The organism is Methylocystis parvus OBBP (genome assembly GCF_027571405.1).
GTDB lineage: Bacteria > Pseudomonadota > Alphaproteobacteria > Rhizobiales > Beijerinckiaceae > Methylocystis > Methylocystis parva.
On record NZ_CP092968.1, the window covers coordinates 2,861,596 to 2,876,426 of the forward strand.

Below are 14,831 nucleotides of genomic sequence, written 5' to 3' on the forward strand. Positions count from 1 at the left end.
GATGAGCGGATATCTATCTCTGGTAGATACTCTTAAAGGCGGAGGTGACGATGGCGACGGCGAAACTGTTCCAGCACGGTCGCAGCCAGGCGGTTCGCTTGCCGAAGGAATTCCGGCTGCCAGGGACGGAGGTCCGGGTCAGCAAGGTGGGCGACAAGGTCATTCTCGAGCCGCTGGAATCCGAGCCTTTCGATGTCGACGCCTGGCGATTGCGGTTGGACGCTCTCGGCGCGAAGGATTTCTTGCCGGAGGGCATTCCCGACGATCAGCCGCTTCGGCCCGACGAATCTATTTCATTCGACTGACGCTTTCCATGTTCTGTCTGGATACGAATGTGGTCATTTTCGCCCTCAACGGCCGGCGCGCGGGCTATGCGGAGCGGCTGGCGGAAGAGATCCGGGCCGGGACGAAGCTGATCGTTCCGTCTGTCGTTTTGTTCGAGCTCTCTTACGGGATCGCAAAAAGTCGGCAGCCCGAAAAAGCCCGAGCGCTTCTCGTTGAATTTCTCTCCGCCGGGTTTGAACAGCCGGCGTTCGATGCCGACGATGCGCACGAAGCCGGCGACATTCGCGCCCATTTGGAAGCGCGCGGCGCGCCGATTGGCCCCTTCGACGTTCTCATCGCCGCTCAGGCGCGGCGTCGCGGCGCCGTGCTCGTCACAAATAACCGCCGCGAATTTGACCGCGTGCCGGGCTTGATGGCGACAGACTGGGCGGCTTAAGCCGCCTCCGCCGTCGCCGTCGCTTCCGCATAGGCCCAGTCGAGCCATTGTGTGAGGATCGCCACGTCCGACGCCTCCACCGTCGCGCCGCACCAGACACGGAAACCGGGGGGCGCGTCGCGATAGGCGCCGAAGTCGTACCCGGCGCCTTCCGCCTCGATCATGGCGACCATCTTCTTGGCGAGCGCCGCTTTTTCAGCCTTGCCGCGCGCCGCGCTCTTCTCCGAGAAGACGAGGCAGACGCCGGTATTGGAGCGGGTCGCCGGGTTCTTTGCGAGATGGTCGATCCAGGGGGTGCGCTCGACCCAGTCGGCGACCGCCTTGGCGGAGGCGTCGCAACGCGCGCGCAGGGCCGGCAGGCCGCCAATCGACTTCGCCCAGCCGAGCGTGTCGATATAATCCTCCGTGGCGAGGAGCGACGGCGTGTTGATCGTGTCGCCCTCGAAAACGCCTTCGATCAGCTTGCCCTTATTGGTGAGCCGGAAAATCTTCGGCATTGGCCAGGCCGGCGTGTGGCTTTCCAGCCGTTCGACGGCGCGCGGTGAGAGGATCAGCATGCCATGCGCCGCCTCGCCGCCCATCACCTTCTGCCAACTATAGGTCGTCACGTCGAGCTTGGAGAAATCGAGATTCTGCGCGAAGGCGGCCGAGGTCGCGTCGCAGATCGTCAGGCCCTTGCGGTCGGCGGGGATGAAGTCGCCATTGGGCACGCGCACGCCCGCCGTCGTGCCGTTCCAGGCGAAGACGACGTCATGGTCGAAATTGACCTGCGAGAGATCAGGCATGTCGCCAAAGGCCGCGGTGAATTTGCGGGCGTCGGGGAGCTTCAATTGCTCCAGCACGTCCGTCACCCAATCCGCCGAGAAGCTCTCCCAGGCGGCGACGTCGACCGGACGCGGGCCGAGAAGCGACCAGAGCGCCATTTCGACGGCCCCGGTGTCGGAGGCCGGCACGATGCCGATGCGATAATCGGCGGGGACCTGAAGCACTTCGCGGGTCAGGTCGATCGCCTGTTTGAGCTTCGCCTTGCCCGCCGGCGAGCGGTGCGACCGGCCGAGCGCCGCGCCTTTCAGATTGTCGAAGGACCAGCCCGGGCGCTTGGCGCAGGGGCCGGAGGAAAAGCGGGGGTTCGCCGGCTTGGAGCCGGGCTTGGGCGTCGCCATGTCTTGTCCTGATGAAAGCGGGGCGAAAAAGTCGCTCCGCGCTACGCGCTCGTCACCAAATCGTCAAGATGGCGGGTCGGCGCAGCCTTGGCGCTGTTCTTGTTTTGCGCGCCCACGGGAAGCGGGCGCGCGAAGTTTCGAAGATCCGTCAATCAGCCGCGGACGGAGAGCTTGCGATAGGGGTTGTCCTGACCGGTAATGTAGACATGGCCGAATTCGGTCTTCTCGAAAGACACGGTCTCCGCCGGCAGCGCGATCTTCAGCGACACGACCTTGATCGGAAAGCCCGGCGTCGCCGAGATGCTGTCGCATTTGATCTCCGTCGGTCCGGCGCCCACCGAAAAGTCCGCGACGACCGCGCCGTCCGCCGAAAACGCACGCGCCCAGCCCGGGGTTCCGACATGTTGCGCGACGGCGCCGTTCTCCGTGAAGACGGGCGTCTTGGCGTCGTCAAAGGCGGGGCTGGCGAAGGTATATTCGGCCAGCGCCGAGCTGCGGGTGATCTTGTGGTTCGCTGATGGCGGGCGGCCGACGGAATAGACGATCAGCTTGCCGCCCGCGAGGGCCGCCTCGATCTCTTCCGCGGTCGCGCTGGCATAGGCTTCGGCTAGTCTCATTTCTGGCGCTCCTTCTCGTAGGATTCTGTCGCATCTGCGACAAAGGCGGCCCGGGGAGAGGCCGTTCCGGCGCGCTTTCCGCAAGCGCCATGCCGGTTCTTGCGCTGGCGCGATTCTTTCTAGGGGCCCGGAAAAGAGAAGAGGGAGAGGCGCATGACAGAGGCCGATTACAAATATTTCCTGACCTATAGCGGCGTGCGCATGCCGCTGAAGCTCGTCGAGCCGCTGGAGGCGACGGAGCTCGGCAACCGGAACACCTATTTCCGCGTGACCCATGATCCGGCCGGGCGGGTGGCGACGGTGGAGAAGCTGGTCTATGGCGAGGTCGAGCTTTCCCACCAATACGCCTATCGCGACGACGGCTCGCTGGCCCATGCCCGCATCGAATTGGGGGATGAAGTGACCGAGGTCGATTGCGACGAGACCGGCGCGCCCATACGTAGCTGAACGCAATGCGTGAGGCGCAGGAGGTCTTCGCATGCGCAGCGACGCCTTCCCCATTTTCGAGGAACGCGCGCCCTGGTGGGGTCCCGACCTCCAGACCGTTCGCAACATTTTGTTGCCGAAGCCCAAAGAGCTCGACGGCGGCGCGCGCCTGCTGCTCGCCATGCCGGACGGGGATCGTCTGGCGGCGCGGCTCGACCGGCCCGCCGAGCCCGGCGGACGGCCGCTCGTCGTTCTGATCCACGGTCTCACGGGCACGGAAGCGAGCGTCAATGTCGTCCGGACGGCGCGGCATCTGGTGAGCGGGGGATGGCCGGTCCTGCGGCTCAATCTGCGCGGCTCGGCTCTCTCCCGTCCGACCTCGAAGGGCCGCTACCATGCCGGCAAGACCGAAGATCTCGCGGCGGCGCTGCGCCAATTGCCCGACGAGCTAGTCCGTCGCGGCGTCGCGCTGGTCGGGCATTCGCTGGGCGGCAATCTGGTCCTGAAATTCATGGGCGAGGGCGGCCATGACGCGCTTGTGCTCGGCGCCGTCGCCGTCTCGACGCCGCTCGATCTCGCGGCGGCGAGCCAGCGGATAGAGGCGCCGCGCAATCTCATCTATCACCACTATCTGCTCGCGGGTCTGAAAAGCGAGGCCCTGGCGCCCGGCGCCGAGCTGACGTCCGCGCAGCGCTCGGCCATCGCCTCCGCGCGGTCGATCTATGAGTTTGACGACCGCTTCGTCGCCCCCTGTTTCGGCTTTCGCGACGCGGCGGATTATTACGAGCGAAATTCGGCCGTCGGCTTTTTGCGCGGCGTCGACCGTCCCGCCCTCGTCATCCACGCCATGGACGATCCGTGGATTCCGGCGGCCGTCTATGAGGGGATTGACTGGCCGAGCCTTAAGACCGTCGAGACGGCTGTCGCGCCGGGCGGCGGACATCTGGGGTTCCATGGTCGCGGCAGTCCGATCGGCTGGCACGACCTTGTGACGGCGGCGTGGCTCGCCTGCAAATTCACGTAGCCTCGAGGAGATTTGTTTATCCCTCCCCCGGCGTCTTCGCCCCGATCGCGAGCGCGTGCACCCCTTCCGCGATCTCCTGGGCCAGCAGCCCGTTGACGATCCGGTGCCGCTCCACCCGGCTCTTGCCCTCGAAGGCCGCGCTCACCACCTCCACGCGAAAATGGCTCTCATTGCCGTGGCGCTTGTCGCCGGCATGGCCATGCCCCGCATGGTGATGCGATTCGTCGATGACGTTCAGCGAGATGGGCGTCAGCCCCTCGATCAGTTTCTTCTCGATGCTCGCCGCCACCGGTCCTTTACCCTGATCCGCCATAGTCGTCCTCCACATTGTCCGCCAGCTAAGGTCCGGGCGCCCCTCTTGCAAGAATGGGCGCAGAGCGAGCCCCTGCGAAAATTGGCGCGGTCCGCGCTTGCGGCGGGGGCCGCGGCCATCATAATGGAATGAAATGAACCTGAATTCGCCCCTCTTCGATCGCATCAGAACGCAGCGCCAGCCGCGCGAGGAGAAGCGCGAGTCGGGAATCAAATGCGATGCGCCGGGCTGTTCCGCCGAAGGCGCCTATCGCGCGCCCATGGGCCGGCTGCGCGAGGGGCAGTATTTCTGCTTCTGCCTCGACCACGTTCGCGAATACAACGCCACCTACAATTACTTCAACGGGATGAAGGACGCCGACGTCGCCCGCTACATGAAGGACGCGACCGTCGGCCATCGCCCCACCTGGGCCATGGGCACGCGCCGGGGGCAGGCGGGCTTTCGTGAGGATGGCGGCCCGACCGACGATCCGCTCGGCATGTATCGCGCTCGCCACCATCGCCGCGCGCCCGAAAAAAAGCAGCCGCGCTATTCGCCGGTGACGATGCGCGCCTTCGAGGCGCTCGGCCTCGACGAAACCGCTGGACCGGAAGCCATCCGGACGCGCTATAAGGAGCTCGTCAAGCGCCACCACCCCGACGCAAATGGCGGCGATCGTTCCCGCGAGGAGAAATTGCGGGAAATCATTCATGCCTATAAGACGCTGAGGGCCGCGCGGCTCGTCTGACGCTTGATCGTCGACGCCGATTGCCCGCCAGACGGAGGACGATTTTGGTCGAAGCAGTTAAATCCGGCTCGGGCCTGGAAAACACGCCGGACATCAAGGTCTCGGCGCGCGCGGTTTTCGGCATCGACACGGACCTCGAGGTTCCGGCCTTTTCCGAGCGTAGCGAGCACGCGCCGGACATCGACCCGGACTATCTCTTCGACCGCCAGACGACGCTCGCCATTCTCGCGGGCTTCGCGCGCAACCGCCGCGTCATGGTCACCGGCTATCACGGCACCGGCAAATCGACCCATATCGAGCAGGTCGCGGCGCGGCTCAACTGGCCCTTCGTGCGCGTCAATCTCGACAGCCACATCTCCCGCATCGATCTCGTCGGCAAGGACGCGATCGTGCTCAAGGACGGCAAGCAGGTCACGGAATTCCGCGACGGCATCCTGCCCTGGGCGGTTCAGCACAATGTCGCGCTCTGCTTCGACGAATATGACGCCGGCCGCCCGGACGTGATGTTCGTCATCCAGCGCGTGCTCGAAGTGTCGGGCCGCCTGACCCTGCTCGACCAGAATCGCGTCATCCGTCCGCATCCCGCCTTCCGCCTCTTCGCCACGGCGAACACGGTCGGCCTCGGCGACACGTCGGGCCTCTATCACGGCGTGCAGCAGATCAATCAGGCGCAGATGGACCGCTGGTCGATCGTGACGACGCTCAATTACCTGCCGCATGACGCGGAGACGAATATCGTCGTCTCGAAGGTGAAGTCCTACGGCGCCTCCAAAGAGGGCCGCGCCGTCGCGGACAAGATGGTGCGCGTCGCCGACCTCACCCGCAACGCCTTCATGGCCGGCGACCTTTCGACAGTGATGAGTCCGCGCACGGTCATCACCTGGGCCGAGAACGCCGAGATCTTCAACGATGTCGGCTTCGCCTTCCGCCTCACCTTCCTCAATAAATGCGACGAGCTGGAGCGCCCGCTGGTCGCGGAGTTCTATCAGCGCTGCTTCGGCAAGGAGCTGCCGGAGAGCGCGGTGAATGTGGTGATGACGTAGGGCGGCTCGCATAGTAGGCTGAGACATGGCCGACGAACCGGAAAATCTTGTTTTGCAACAACTGCGCGTCATGCGTGCGGAGATCGCGGAGTCGCATGCGCAACTCAGAAGTGGGATTAATTTATTACGCGACGAGTTGAAGGGCGACATGCATTCGCTGCGCGCCGACGTGGCGTCTGACCTCTTGACGATGCAGGCGAAGAACGAAGTGGAGCACAAGGCGACCCGCGAACAGGTCGCCGGCTTGCGGCGGGCGGTGGTGGAATATCACTCGGCCGTGCTCGGCCACGGCATGCTCATTAGCGATCTTGAGGCGCGCGTGCGCCGGCTGAAGCAGAAGGTCGGGGTTTCCGACGTGTAGCTGAGAAGCGGGTTACGGTTTCGTCACGGCTCGCGCTTTAGGATCGGGCTTCCGGGGAGAGTCCTGTGCCGAGCTTCGACCGTCTGTTTTCAATCCTTCGCCGCGCCGCGCCGCCAGTCGAGGCGCCCGCCCCGAAGGAGCCGCGGCGCGAAGACCTCGACGCCCGCCTCGCCCGCGCGCGCGAGCCGACGATCTGGCTGCGCCGCGTTCTCGAGGCCGACTCTCTCAGCAAGCTCGGCGGCCTGCCGAACCTGCCGGACGGCGTCGACTGGCCCCGTCAGGGCGTCTCCAATACGCCGCTGCATTTCCTCGCCCAGATCGAGCTCGCGCATCTCCCGCCGACGCCGCTCGCCCCTCGGACCGCCGCCCTGCCGGCGCGCGGCTTCCTCTTCTTCTTCGCCGATATGGAGGAGGAGATGCTTTGGGGCTGGGGCGACCGTGGAGCCGATAGTGACGCGACGCGCGTCATATACGCCGAAACGGCGGGACCGCCGCGCGCGCCGCCCGCCGACATTCCGCTCGTCGGGCATGCGTGGGGAAAACCCGATGGCGGCTACGCCAAAGAGCTGAGCGTTTTTCCCGAGGCGCCGCTGCAAGCGCATGTCATCGATTGCTTCGTCGGAGCTCATCTCTATTTTCAGGGCGACGCCAGCCGGGAAGCCGACCGCCGCATGCTTCGCTCCATCGAGCGGGCGACGGGCGAGGCGGCGCCGGTTCTCGAGCGGCGTTATGAGAATTACGAGCATCCGGCCGCCTGGGTCGGGAGCGCGCGTCGCGGCGGGGATGGCGAAATCGCGCCGCCCGAGGCCCGCATCGTCCGTCACCAGATGCTCGGCGCCGCGACGAATGTTCAGGGGACCGCCGACGGGGCGCGCGAGCGCGGCCTCGTTTCGCTGCTCCAACTCGACTCCGATTGGGGCCTCTGCCGGGAGTTCTTGTTCTGCGACATGGGTATGGCGCAGTTCTGGATCACGCCCGAGGATCTCGCCGCCGGCCGCTTCGACAAGGCCTGGGCGACGACCGAGGGCGGCTGAGCGCGTCATCCGGCTGTCATGTTCCCGCATGTCATTGGCGCAGGACGAGCGAAACGGAGACCATGACCCCCGACCGACTGAAAGACGCTCTTCACGCCGGCATTCCCGGCTGCCTCTGGATCATCCGCTTCGACGCGCAAGGCCGCGCCGGGCCGGGGCGCGCGGAGGATCTCGATGCGCTCGGAAGCGCCCGGGAGGGCTTCGTCTGGCTCCATATGGATCTCACCGACGTTCGCGCGCGGCCGCAAATCGCGCGCATCGCGGCGCTCTCCGACAGCGCCCGCGAGGCTCTGTGCGATCCGCTCGACCATCAATATCTCGAATATTCGGAGGGCCTGGTCAGCGGCGCGCTGCTCGACCATGAGCGCACCTTGGCCGGTCCCGCCTGGCGCACGGATTATCTGCGCTTCGCCATCGGCGAGAGCTTCGCCGTGACCGCGCGCCGCAGCCCGATGAACAGCGTCGAGGCGGCGCGGGGAGCCATCGGCCGGGGGATGGCGATCGAATCGCCGCTTGCGCTGTTCGAGCTGATGGCGACCTGCCTCGTCGACGAGTTGAGCCGCATGACGAACGATATCGGAGCCGCCTTCGATCGGGCCGAGGATCTCATCATAGACGGGTCCGGCCGCAAGGCGCGGCCGATGCTGGGCGCGGGACGGCGCGACGCGGTTCGCCTTTCCCGCCAGGTCGGCGGTCTCGTCTCGACGCTGGCGCGTTTGGAGGACATAGAGGACGATCCAGAGGACGCGCGCGACAATGAGCTGCGCGAGGTAGCGGCGCGGCTGGTGCAGCACACGGAATCGCTCGGGCGCGACATGCAGGCGCTGCAGGATCGCGCCCGCCTGCTGCAGGATGAGCTGAACGCGATCCTCAATCTCGAAACCAATGACCGGCTCTACGTGCTCACGGTCGTGACGACGCTGCTGCTGCCCGCGACCTTCGTCACGGGCTTTTTCGGAATGAACCTCAAAAATCTGCCCTTCTCCGAAAGCGAGGAGGGCGTGGCCTACGCCACGGTCGTCTGCGTCGTCGCGGCCGGGGCCATTCTGCTGCTGATGCGCCGCTGGGGTCTCACGGCCGCGCAGGAGGACGAGGAGAGCCGGCCGCGCGCGTCGTCGCCCTCGCGCCCGGCGGATGGCGGCTACTGATGCGACAAATCCTTTACAGGCGGCGTCGCGGCGAATAGTTTCCGCGCGACTTTGAAGGGAGCGCCGCTCCCGCCAGACCGAAAGAACGTCCATGCGCGCCGAGCCGCTTGCGCTCAAAGAACAGATCGAGCAGTCCATGGGACTGCTGAGGAGGCATCTTTGACGTCGAGACCGCGACCCGCCGTCTCGCCGAACTGAACGTCAAGGCCGAAGACCCCACACTCTGGAACGACCCCGAAGAAGCGCAGAAGCTCATGCGCGAACGCACCCAGCTCGAGGAGCAGATGGGCGCGCTGGGCAAGCTTGCGCGCGAGCTCGACGACGCGGTGACGCTCGTGGAGCTGGGGGAGGAAGCGGGCGATCCCGATACGGAGAAAGAGGGCGTCGAGGGGCTGAAAGCCGTGCTCAAGGAAGCCCAGACGCGCCAGATCGAGGCGCTCTTCTCGGGCGAGGCCGACGGCAACGACACCTTCATCGAAATTCATTCGGGCGCCGGCGGCACCGAAAGCCAGGACTGGGCGCGCATGCTGTTCCGCATGTACGCCCGCTGGGCCGAGCGCAAGAAGTTCAAGGTCGAGGTGATCGAGGAGACGGCCGGCGAAGAGGCCGGCATCAAGTCCGGCACGATCCTCGTCAGGGGCCACAACGCCCATGGCTGGGCCAAGACCGAATCGGGCGTGCACCGCCTCGTGCGCATTTCGCCCTTCGATTCGAACGCCCGCCGCCATACGAGCTTCGCCTCGGTCTGGGTTTATCCGGTGGTGGACGACCGGATCGAGGTCAATATCAACGAGTCGGACTGCCGTATCGACACGTATAGATCGTCCGGCGCGGGCGGCCAGCACGTCAATACGACGGACTCCGCCATCCGCATCACCCATATCCCGACCGGCATCGTCGTCGCCTGTCAGGCGGAGCGCTCTCAGCACAAAAACCGCGCCACCGCCTGGAACATGCTGCGCGCCCGACTCTACGAGCTCGAACTCGAAAAGCGCGAGGCGGAAGCCAACAAGGTCGCCGCCAGCAAGACCGAGATCGGCTGGGGCCACCAGATCCGCTCCTATGTCCTACAGCCCTATCAGCTCGTGAAGGATCTGCGGACCGGCCACACTTCCGGCACGCCGGACGAGGTGCTCGACGGCGAACTCGACGACTTCATGCAGGCCTCGCTCGCCCAGCGCGTTTATGGCGGCGGGCCTGCGAGCGTCGAGGATGTAGAGTAGAGGCCGGAACTCCCCCGCGACGCGCCGCTTGCGGATCGCGGCGCGGGGTCCGCCACGGCCTTCGTCGTCATCCTATCGGCCTTCGCCGGCAGGGGTTGAAAGTCAGGTCCGCCAGCTTTCCAGTTTCAGGCCCGGAATGTCGGAAAAGTCGTCGGGCGCGAGCGTGACCAGCGTCATGCCGCCCGCAATGGCCTGGGCGGCGACCATGCGGTCGAGCATGCGCCGCCGCTTGGGTTCGATCCTGCGCAGCAATTCGCCGAAGATCTCGGCCGCCTTGCGGTCATAGGGCAATATATCGACATTCTGCGCGACGAGCGTCACATTCTCGATGAGGCGCGCGCTCTTGCCGCCGGCCAAGGCGGCGCCCGACATGCCGCTCAGGAGCTCGCTATAGACGATGGCGGAGATGGCGACGTCGCCGATTGAAAGGCGCGAGAGCTTGGCGAGCGTCGCCAATTCGCCGCTCGCGGCGGCGAAGACGATCGTCGCGTCGAGGAGATAGCGCGCCATTAGTCGCCCGCCGACCAGTCGCGCTTGGGCGGCTTGAATTCGGGGCGCTGGACAAGCGGCGGGGAGGGGGCGAGGGCGAGGCGGGAGACGAGGGTCTTCATGTCGAGCCGCGCGGGCGAGACGACGAGGCTCTCGCCCTGCCGCGATACGACGACCTCCGCCCCTTCCGGGAAGGCGATGTCGCGGGGCAGGCGCACGGCGAGGCTGTTGCCGGATTTGAAGACCTTGGTCGTCGCCATGGAAGCGAGAATCTCACGCGCTTCCAAGCTTGTCAATACCCGTATTTACTGACTGATTCCGCCCAGCGCCGACGCCGCTTTCAGAAAGCGCGACGGATCGACCGCCTCGCCGTCGATGCGCACTTCATAGTGAAGATGCGGACCGGTCGAGCGTCCCGTGGAGCCGACGCGGCCGACGACCATGCCGGGCGTCACCTGCTGGCCGGGGACGACATTGATCGCCGAAAGGTGGCCGTAGCGGGTGGCGAGCCCGCCGCCATGGTCGATCTCGACGAGATTGCCATAGCCGCCCTGCGGCCCCGCGACGTTGATCGTTCCCGCCGCCGTCGCTTTGACCGGCGCGCCATATTCCTCGCGCAGATCGACGCCGCTGTGCAAAGCGGGGCGGCCGAAGAAGGGATCGGTGCGGTAGCCGAAGGTGGAGGTCATCTGCAAATCGCCCGAAAGCGGCTTGCGCAGCGGGGTCATGGGCAGCGCATGGCGCAGGCCGTCCAGCGTCGCCACCGCCGTTTGCGCGACGGCGAGGTCGCGTTCGAAGAGATTCTCGGCTCCCTTGGGCGGCGGCGCGACGAAGGGGCCGCCGACCGCGAGACCCGTATCCTTGCGCGCCTTCTTCGGGATGAAGCGCTCGACCGAGAGGCCGGCGATGTCGAAGGCCGCCCGCAGCCGCGTCGCCGCCTCGATCGCCGGGCGGACAATGCCGGAAAGCCGCCGCGTCTGGTCGCGCTCGATGCGGTCGAGCGATATGGCGAGGCTTTCGAGCCGTGAGGGCATCGGAGCGCCGGGATCGGCGGCGTGCGCGAGAGAGGATGGCGGCGCCGCCATGGAGGTGTCGATCGGCACGAGCCCTTCGCGCTTGGGCGCGACATTGGGCGGCGAGAGCGGCAGCGGCTTCGACTCGCCGCCGAGCCGCAGATCCAGCCCTTCGGGCTCGGGTTTGCTCGTATAGCTGAGCGGAGCCTCCTCCACCGCGCCCTTGGCCGCCTTCGGCAAGGCGCCGGCGGTCGCCGGGGCCTTCGCGAAAGGCAGGCCCGCTTTGAGCGCGCCGAGGGCGGAGCTCTGCGGTTCGGCGCGCGTCGCGGGCGAGATCATGGTCACGCCGGCGTCGCGCGAGATGGTGCGTTCGACGAGCTGGGCGACGACGGCGGCGCGGGTTTCGAGCTGCGCCTGGCGCAGCACCAGCCGCTGCACCTTCCCCTCGACGCCGTCCTGATCGATGAACTGCCGGCTCGCGAGCTGGTCGAGGCGCAGGCGCAGCGCGGCGATCCTGTCCTCATAGGCGTATTGCATCTGGGTCTGGCGATCGAGGAGCCCGGCGAGAAGCTCGTCGCGAAACATCAAATAGCCGGTCGCGCCCAATATGGCGGTCGCGACGAGGCCGAGCGCGGCGCCGCCTGCGGCGATCGCCCCCGGCGAAAAACGGAATTTGCGGCTGCGATGGCCGCGCGACACCTGGACGATGTAATCGCCGGACGCGTCGACGAAATGATAGGACTGATCACGATAGCGCATTGTCGATCCCGGCGGGGCGGGAGGCCCCGTTGAACCCGACCGGAAGACGCGAGGCCCAAGCGCGGCTTCCGGACTTGAGCGCTGATCAAAACCGATTAAGGTTAATGCTTCCCGAATGAGCTTAAAGACGAGGCGCCCCACAGCGCGACAACTTCGTTCGCTCTCGCGCCGCCGCCGCGTGGACAGGCGCCTTTCGCGCACTTATGGTTGCGCGAATGTTACGCCTTCTCACCCGTTTGATTGGTTTTCTGCTGCTCGCGGTCGGCTTCATGGCCCTGATCGTCGACGGCACCCGCTCCATTGCCGGGGGCGGACTGATGGTGACGACGCTGCGCCGGGGCGCGGCCGACGCGGCGCCCGCCTTCTATCAATCCATTCAGTCCGCCGTGGCGGCGAAATCAGCTTTTCTGTGGGACCCGGTTCTGACCACGCTCATGCTTCTTCCGGTCAGCGTCGCGCTGGGCGGCCTCGGCGCGCTGATGATCATTTTCAGCCACAAGCAGGAAGCGACGAATCGCTATTGGCGCCGCTGAGCGGCGCCATATCTTTGGCGCATGTCCATCTTCGATAAAATCGATCTCGCCGGCCGCCTCGGGCCGATCCCGGATCGGGACGCGCCTGTTCCGCACGGCGCGACCCATTTCGTCAACGGCCATCCGCTCGACCCGCCATATCCGCTGGGGACCGAAGAGATCTTTTTCGGCATGGGCTGCTTTTGGGGCGCCGAGCGCAAATTCTGGCAGGCGGGAGAAGGCGTTTACGTCACCGCCGTCGGCTATGCCGGGGGGACGACGAAGAACGCCACATATGAGGATGTCTGCTCGGGGCGCACCGGCCATGCCGAGGTCGTGCGGGTCGCGTTCTACCCGGCGGCCATCCCACTGGCGAATCTGCTCCGCCTCTTCTGGGAGGGCCACGATCCGACGCAAGGCATGCGTCAGGGCAATGATGTCGGCGCGCAATATCGCTCGGCGATCTACGCCACGACGCCCGAACAATTCGCGGCGGCGGAAATGTCGCGCACGGCATATCAACAGCTATTGGCACGGTCGGGCTTCGGGCCGATCACGACCGAAATCAGGCGCGCGCCGCCCTTCTATTTCGCGGAAAGCCACCACCAGCAATATCTCGCCAAGAATCCGGGCGGCTATTGCGGGCTGGGGGGTACGGGCGTGTCCTGTCCCGTGGGGACGGGGGCGGCCTGATTTCCCAAATATCCCGATTTTGCAGCCCGTTCTTTCCTGTTTCGCGTTCGGGCGTCGATTCCTAGGCTCTCTCCGGCCGGAGGGAGGAAATCGGAAATGAAGACGTCCGTTACGATCAGGAAATCCGACACGGTCGACGCGGATGCGGCATGGGCGGCCATACGAGGCGTCGACGGTCTCGACCGATGGTTTCCGATCATCGACAGATGCCGCGTCGAGGGCGCGGGCGTCGGCGCCGTGCGCATTTTCACAATCGCGCATGACGGCGGCGAAGTTCGGGACCGCATCCTCGAAATCGACGAGGCGGCGAGGCGCCTGAAATATGACCGCTTCTCGTCGCCCTTCCCGGTCTCCTCCTATATCGGGACGGTGGAAATCCGGACGATCGGGGACAAGACCGAGCTCATCTGGACGGTCGAGTTCGAATCGGCCGAAGCCGCGCGCGATGACGTCGCCGCGCTGGTGAAAAGCGCCATTTCCGACGGCGTCGACGGGCTTTTTCGCGAGCTTCGCGCGAAAGCCTAACGGGCCTTCAGCACGTCCCTGCACGCGGCCGGCAGCGCCGCCATGGACATTGGCGGCCAGCTTTTGTTCGACTTTTTGGGATGCAGCGCCTCGTCGGTGAACCACCAGGCGAGCGACTGGTCGCAGCCGTCGCCGGGCGGCGTCGGGTCCTGATCCCGGCAGCTCGAGCCGTCCGGGCAGAAGAGCCGGATATGGAAGTGGTAATTATGCCCGAACATGGGGCGGATCTTGCGCATCCAGGCTTCGCCCTCGGCCTCCCGGCACAGAGCGCGCTTGATCGCGGCGTTGACGAAGATGCGCTGCACCTTCGGGTCCTGGGCGGCCGTCCGGATCACCGCGAGATGGCCTTCCGACCAGACGTCGGATCGAACGTCGAGCAAATCCTCGCGCACGACGTCAGTCGCGGACATTTCCTCGCGTTCCGCGCGCGTCAGTTCGCGCGTCGGCATCGGCGTCAACCAGATGTCCGCGTCGAGGCCGATCTGGTGAGAGGCGTGGCCGGTGAGCATCGGACCGCCGCGCGGTTGCGACATGTCGCCGATCAGCAGGCCCGGCCAGCCGGCGGCGGCGGCCGCTCTCGCCGAAAAACTCTCGAGGAACTTCAGGAGATTGGGATGACCCCAATTGCGGTTGCGCGACGGGCGCATCACCTGCCAGTGCGCCCCGTCATAGGGGAGCTGCTCGCCGCCCGCGAGGCAGCCTTTGGAATAGAAGCCGATCGGATCGGGTTCGAGCGACGCGCCGTCGCGCGCCCGTCCGAAAAGCTCCTTCGCCGGCGTCGAGGGGTCCGAGGGATTGGCGAGCGGCGGCAGGGGCTTTGGATCGAGCGTTCCCTTGTCCTGAGCGGCGGCTCCTCCCGCAAAGGCCAGAGCCAGAATGGCGGCCGCGAATCTCGATGCGCGCATATCGATCACCCGATTGGATTATTTCGTTTTTCACGCCCTGGTAAGGCTTCCTAGTTAATCGTTGCCGGTCAACCTTACTGTTTCATTTACGTTGCCACGCCAACAAGCTTGCGCCATCATCTCGACAGTTATCGC

Annotated in this window: 20 protein-coding genes; 13 read left to right on the forward strand and 7 right to left on the reverse strand. The window is 65.9% G+C overall.

The window, feature by feature from the left end; translation table 11 throughout:
• The first annotated feature begins 50 nt into the window (after positions 1-50).
• Positions 51-305, forward strand: a complete 255-nt coding sequence (locus MMG94_RS13910; protein ID WP_016918546.1) for an antitoxin — start codon at positions 51-53, stop codon at positions 303-305.
• An 8-nt stretch (positions 306-313) separates the two neighbouring features.
• On the forward strand, positions 314-721 hold the full coding sequence (locus MMG94_RS13915; RefSeq protein WP_016918545.1) for a type II toxin-antitoxin system VapC family toxin: 408 nt from the start codon (positions 314-316) through the stop codon (positions 719-721).
• Here the strand turns inward: MMG94_RS13915 and MMG94_RS13920 are convergent.
• Together MMG94_RS13920 and MMG94_RS13925 are read right to left on the reverse strand one after the other, a co-directional pair.
• Positions 718-1,884, reverse strand: coding sequence for a phosphoserine transaminase (locus MMG94_RS13920; protein WP_016918544.1), 1,167 nt, complete (start codon positions 1,882-1,884; stop codon positions 718-720). The genes MMG94_RS13915 and MMG94_RS13920 overlap by 4 nt on opposite strands.
• 152 nt (positions 1,885-2,036) lie before the next feature.
• Positions 2,037-2,501 (reverse strand): hypothetical protein, encoded by a 465-nt coding sequence (locus MMG94_RS13925; protein WP_026016048.1) that lies wholly within the window; start codon positions 2,499-2,501, stop codon positions 2,037-2,039.
• A gap of 153 nt (positions 2,502-2,654) precedes the next feature.
• On the opposite strand from MMG94_RS13925, the gene MMG94_RS13930 reads away from it, so the two are divergent.
• Together MMG94_RS13930 and MMG94_RS13935 are read left to right on the forward strand one after the other, a co-directional pair.
• Positions 2,655-2,948, forward strand: a complete 294-nt coding sequence (locus MMG94_RS13930) for a DUF6156 family protein (RefSeq protein ID WP_016918542.1) — start codon at positions 2,655-2,657, stop codon at positions 2,946-2,948.
• 31 nt (positions 2,949-2,979) lie between these two features.
• Complete coding sequence (locus MMG94_RS13935) at positions 2,980-3,951, forward strand: YheT family hydrolase (RefSeq protein WP_016918541.1); 972 nt, start codon at positions 2,980-2,982, stop codon at positions 3,949-3,951.
• Positions 3,952-3,967: 16 nt separating this feature from the next.
• Here MMG94_RS13935 and MMG94_RS13940 read toward each other — a convergent pair whose 3' ends face one another.
• Positions 3,968-4,264, reverse strand: a complete 297-nt coding sequence (locus MMG94_RS13940) for a BolA family protein (protein WP_016918540.1) — start codon at positions 4,262-4,264, stop codon at positions 3,968-3,970.
• Positions 4,265-4,397: 133 nt separating this feature from the next.
• On the opposite strand from MMG94_RS13940, the gene MMG94_RS13945 reads away from it, so the two are divergent.
• The 6 genes from MMG94_RS13945 (at position 4,398) to prfB (ending at position 9,800) form a co-directional block, all read left to right on the forward strand.
• Positions 4,398-4,991: a J domain-containing protein gene (locus tag MMG94_RS13945; protein WP_016918539.1), complete on the forward strand. Its 594-nt coding sequence runs from the start codon at positions 4,398-4,400 to the stop codon at positions 4,989-4,991.
• 44 nt (positions 4,992-5,035) lie between these two features.
• Entirely contained in the window at positions 5,036-6,034 is a 999-nt protein-coding gene (cobS, locus tag MMG94_RS13950; protein WP_016918538.1) for a cobaltochelatase subunit CobS, read from the forward strand.
• 25 nt (positions 6,035-6,059) lie between these two features.
• Positions 6,060-6,395 (forward strand): hypothetical protein, encoded by a 336-nt coding sequence (locus MMG94_RS13955; protein ID WP_016918537.1) that lies wholly within the window; start codon positions 6,060-6,062, stop codon positions 6,393-6,395.
• Between the two features lie 65 nt (positions 6,396-6,460).
• Entirely contained in the window at positions 6,461-7,429 is a 969-nt protein-coding gene (locus MMG94_RS13960) for a DUF1963 domain-containing protein (protein WP_016918536.1), read from the forward strand.
• Between the two features lie 62 nt (positions 7,430-7,491).
• Positions 7,492-8,577, forward strand: coding sequence for a CorA family divalent cation transporter (locus MMG94_RS13965; protein ID WP_016918535.1), 1,086 nt, complete (start codon positions 7,492-7,494; stop codon positions 8,575-8,577).
• Positions 8,578-8,668: 91 nt separating this feature from the next.
• A protein-coding gene (gene prfB / locus MMG94_RS13970) for a peptide chain release factor 2 (protein WP_154419723.1) occupies positions 8,669-9,800 on the forward strand; the annotation gives its coding sequence in 2 pieces (ribosomal slippage) (positions 8,669-8,737 and positions 8,739-9,800; 1,131 coding nt in all).
• 102 nt (positions 9,801-9,902) lie between these two features.
• Here prfB and MMG94_RS13975 read toward each other — a convergent pair.
• The 3 genes from MMG94_RS13975 to MMG94_RS13985 are packed head-to-tail and all read right to left on the reverse strand — an operon-like array spanning position 9,903 to position 12,061.
• A complete protein-coding gene (locus MMG94_RS13975; RefSeq protein WP_016918532.1) occupies positions 9,903-10,310 on the reverse strand; it encodes a PIN domain-containing protein in 408 nt (135 codons plus the stop codon).
• The gene (locus tag MMG94_RS13980; protein ID WP_016918531.1) at positions 10,310-10,549 is read right to left on the reverse strand and encodes an antitoxin; all 240 of its coding nucleotides are present in this window, start codon (positions 10,547-10,549) and stop codon (positions 10,310-10,312) included. The genes MMG94_RS13975 and MMG94_RS13980 overlap by 1 nt, the downstream gene beginning before the upstream one ends.
• Before the next feature lie 45 nt (positions 10,550-10,594).
• Positions 10,595-12,061, reverse strand: coding sequence for a M23 family metallopeptidase (locus MMG94_RS13985; RefSeq protein ID WP_016918530.1), 1,467 nt, complete (start codon positions 12,059-12,061; stop codon positions 10,595-10,597).
• A 215-nt stretch (positions 12,062-12,276) separates the two neighbouring features.
• On the opposite strand from MMG94_RS13985, the gene MMG94_RS13990 reads away from it, so the two are divergent.
• The 3 genes from MMG94_RS13990 to MMG94_RS14000 all read left to right on the forward strand — a co-directional run bounded on the left by MMG94_RS13990 (position 12,277) and on the right by MMG94_RS14000 (position 13,791).
• Positions 12,277-12,594 (forward strand): hypothetical protein, encoded by a 318-nt coding sequence (locus tag MMG94_RS13990; RefSeq protein ID WP_016918529.1) that lies wholly within the window; start codon positions 12,277-12,279, stop codon positions 12,592-12,594.
• Positions 12,595-12,615: 21 nt separating this feature from the next.
• Positions 12,616-13,266 (forward strand): peptide-methionine (S)-S-oxide reductase MsrA, encoded by a 651-nt coding sequence (msrA, locus tag MMG94_RS13995; RefSeq protein ID WP_016918528.1) that lies wholly within the window; start codon positions 12,616-12,618, stop codon positions 13,264-13,266.
• A 96-nt stretch (positions 13,267-13,362) separates the two neighbouring features.
• Positions 13,363-13,791, forward strand: a complete 429-nt coding sequence (locus MMG94_RS14000; RefSeq protein WP_016918527.1) for an SRPBCC family protein — start codon at positions 13,363-13,365, stop codon at positions 13,789-13,791.
• Here MMG94_RS14000 and mepA read toward each other — a convergent pair.
• Positions 13,788-14,696 carry a penicillin-insensitive murein endopeptidase gene (gene mepA, locus MMG94_RS14005; protein ID WP_026016046.1) on the reverse strand — a complete coding sequence of 303 codons (909 nt, stop codon included), beginning with the start codon at positions 14,694-14,696 and terminating at the stop codon, positions 13,788-13,790. The two genes, MMG94_RS14000 and mepA, sit on opposite strands and share 4 nt — an antisense overlap.
• Positions 14,697-14,831 lie beyond the last annotated feature (135 nt).

Coding starts and splice junctions, on each gene's coding strand:
- MMG94_RS13910 (WP_016918546.1), top strand. CDS start 51: ATGGCGACGGCGAAACTGTTCCAGCACGGTCGCAGCCAGGCGGTTCGC.
- MMG94_RS13915 (WP_016918545.1), top strand. CDS start 314: ATGTTCTGTCTGGATACGAATGTGGTCATTTTCGCCCTCAACGGCCGG.
- MMG94_RS13920 (WP_016918544.1), bottom strand. CDS start 1,884: ATGGCGACGCCCAAGCCCGGCTCCAAGCCGGCGAACCCCCGCTTTTCC.
- MMG94_RS13925 (WP_026016048.1), bottom strand. CDS start 2,501: ATGAGACTAGCCGAAGCCTATGCCAGCGCGACCGCGGAAGAGATCGAG.
- MMG94_RS13930 (WP_016918542.1), top strand. CDS start 2,655: ATGACAGAGGCCGATTACAAATATTTCCTGACCTATAGCGGCGTGCGC.
- MMG94_RS13935 (WP_016918541.1), top strand. CDS start 2,980: ATGCGCAGCGACGCCTTCCCCATTTTCGAGGAACGCGCGCCCTGGTGG.
- MMG94_RS13940 (WP_016918540.1), bottom strand. CDS start 4,264: ATGGCGGATCAGGGTAAAGGACCGGTGGCGGCGAGCATCGAGAAGAAA.
- MMG94_RS13945 (WP_016918539.1), top strand. CDS start 4,398: ATGAACCTGAATTCGCCCCTCTTCGATCGCATCAGAACGCAGCGCCAG.
- MMG94_RS13955 (WP_016918537.1), top strand. CDS start 6,060: ATGGCCGACGAACCGGAAAATCTTGTTTTGCAACAACTGCGCGTCATG.
- MMG94_RS13965 (WP_016918535.1), top strand. CDS start 7,492: ATGACCCCCGACCGACTGAAAGACGCTCTTCACGCCGGCATTCCCGGC.
- MMG94_RS13975 (WP_016918532.1), bottom strand. CDS start 10,310: ATGGCGCGCTATCTCCTCGACGCGACGATCGTCTTCGCCGCCGCGAGC.
- MMG94_RS13980 (WP_016918531.1), bottom strand. CDS start 10,549: ATGGCGACGACCAAGGTCTTCAAATCCGGCAACAGCCTCGCCGTGCGC.
- MMG94_RS13985 (WP_016918530.1), bottom strand. CDS start 12,061: ATGCGCTATCGTGATCAGTCCTATCATTTCGTCGACGCGTCCGGCGAT.
- MMG94_RS13990 (WP_016918529.1), top strand. CDS start 12,277: ATGTTACGCCTTCTCACCCGTTTGATTGGTTTTCTGCTGCTCGCGGTC.
- msrA (WP_016918528.1), top strand. CDS start 12,616: ATGTCCATCTTCGATAAAATCGATCTCGCCGGCCGCCTCGGGCCGATC.
- MMG94_RS14000 (WP_016918527.1), top strand. CDS start 13,363: ATGAAGACGTCCGTTACGATCAGGAAATCCGACACGGTCGACGCGGAT.
- mepA (WP_026016046.1), bottom strand. CDS start 14,696: ATGCGCGCATCGAGATTCGCGGCCGCCATTCTGGCTCTGGCCTTTGCG.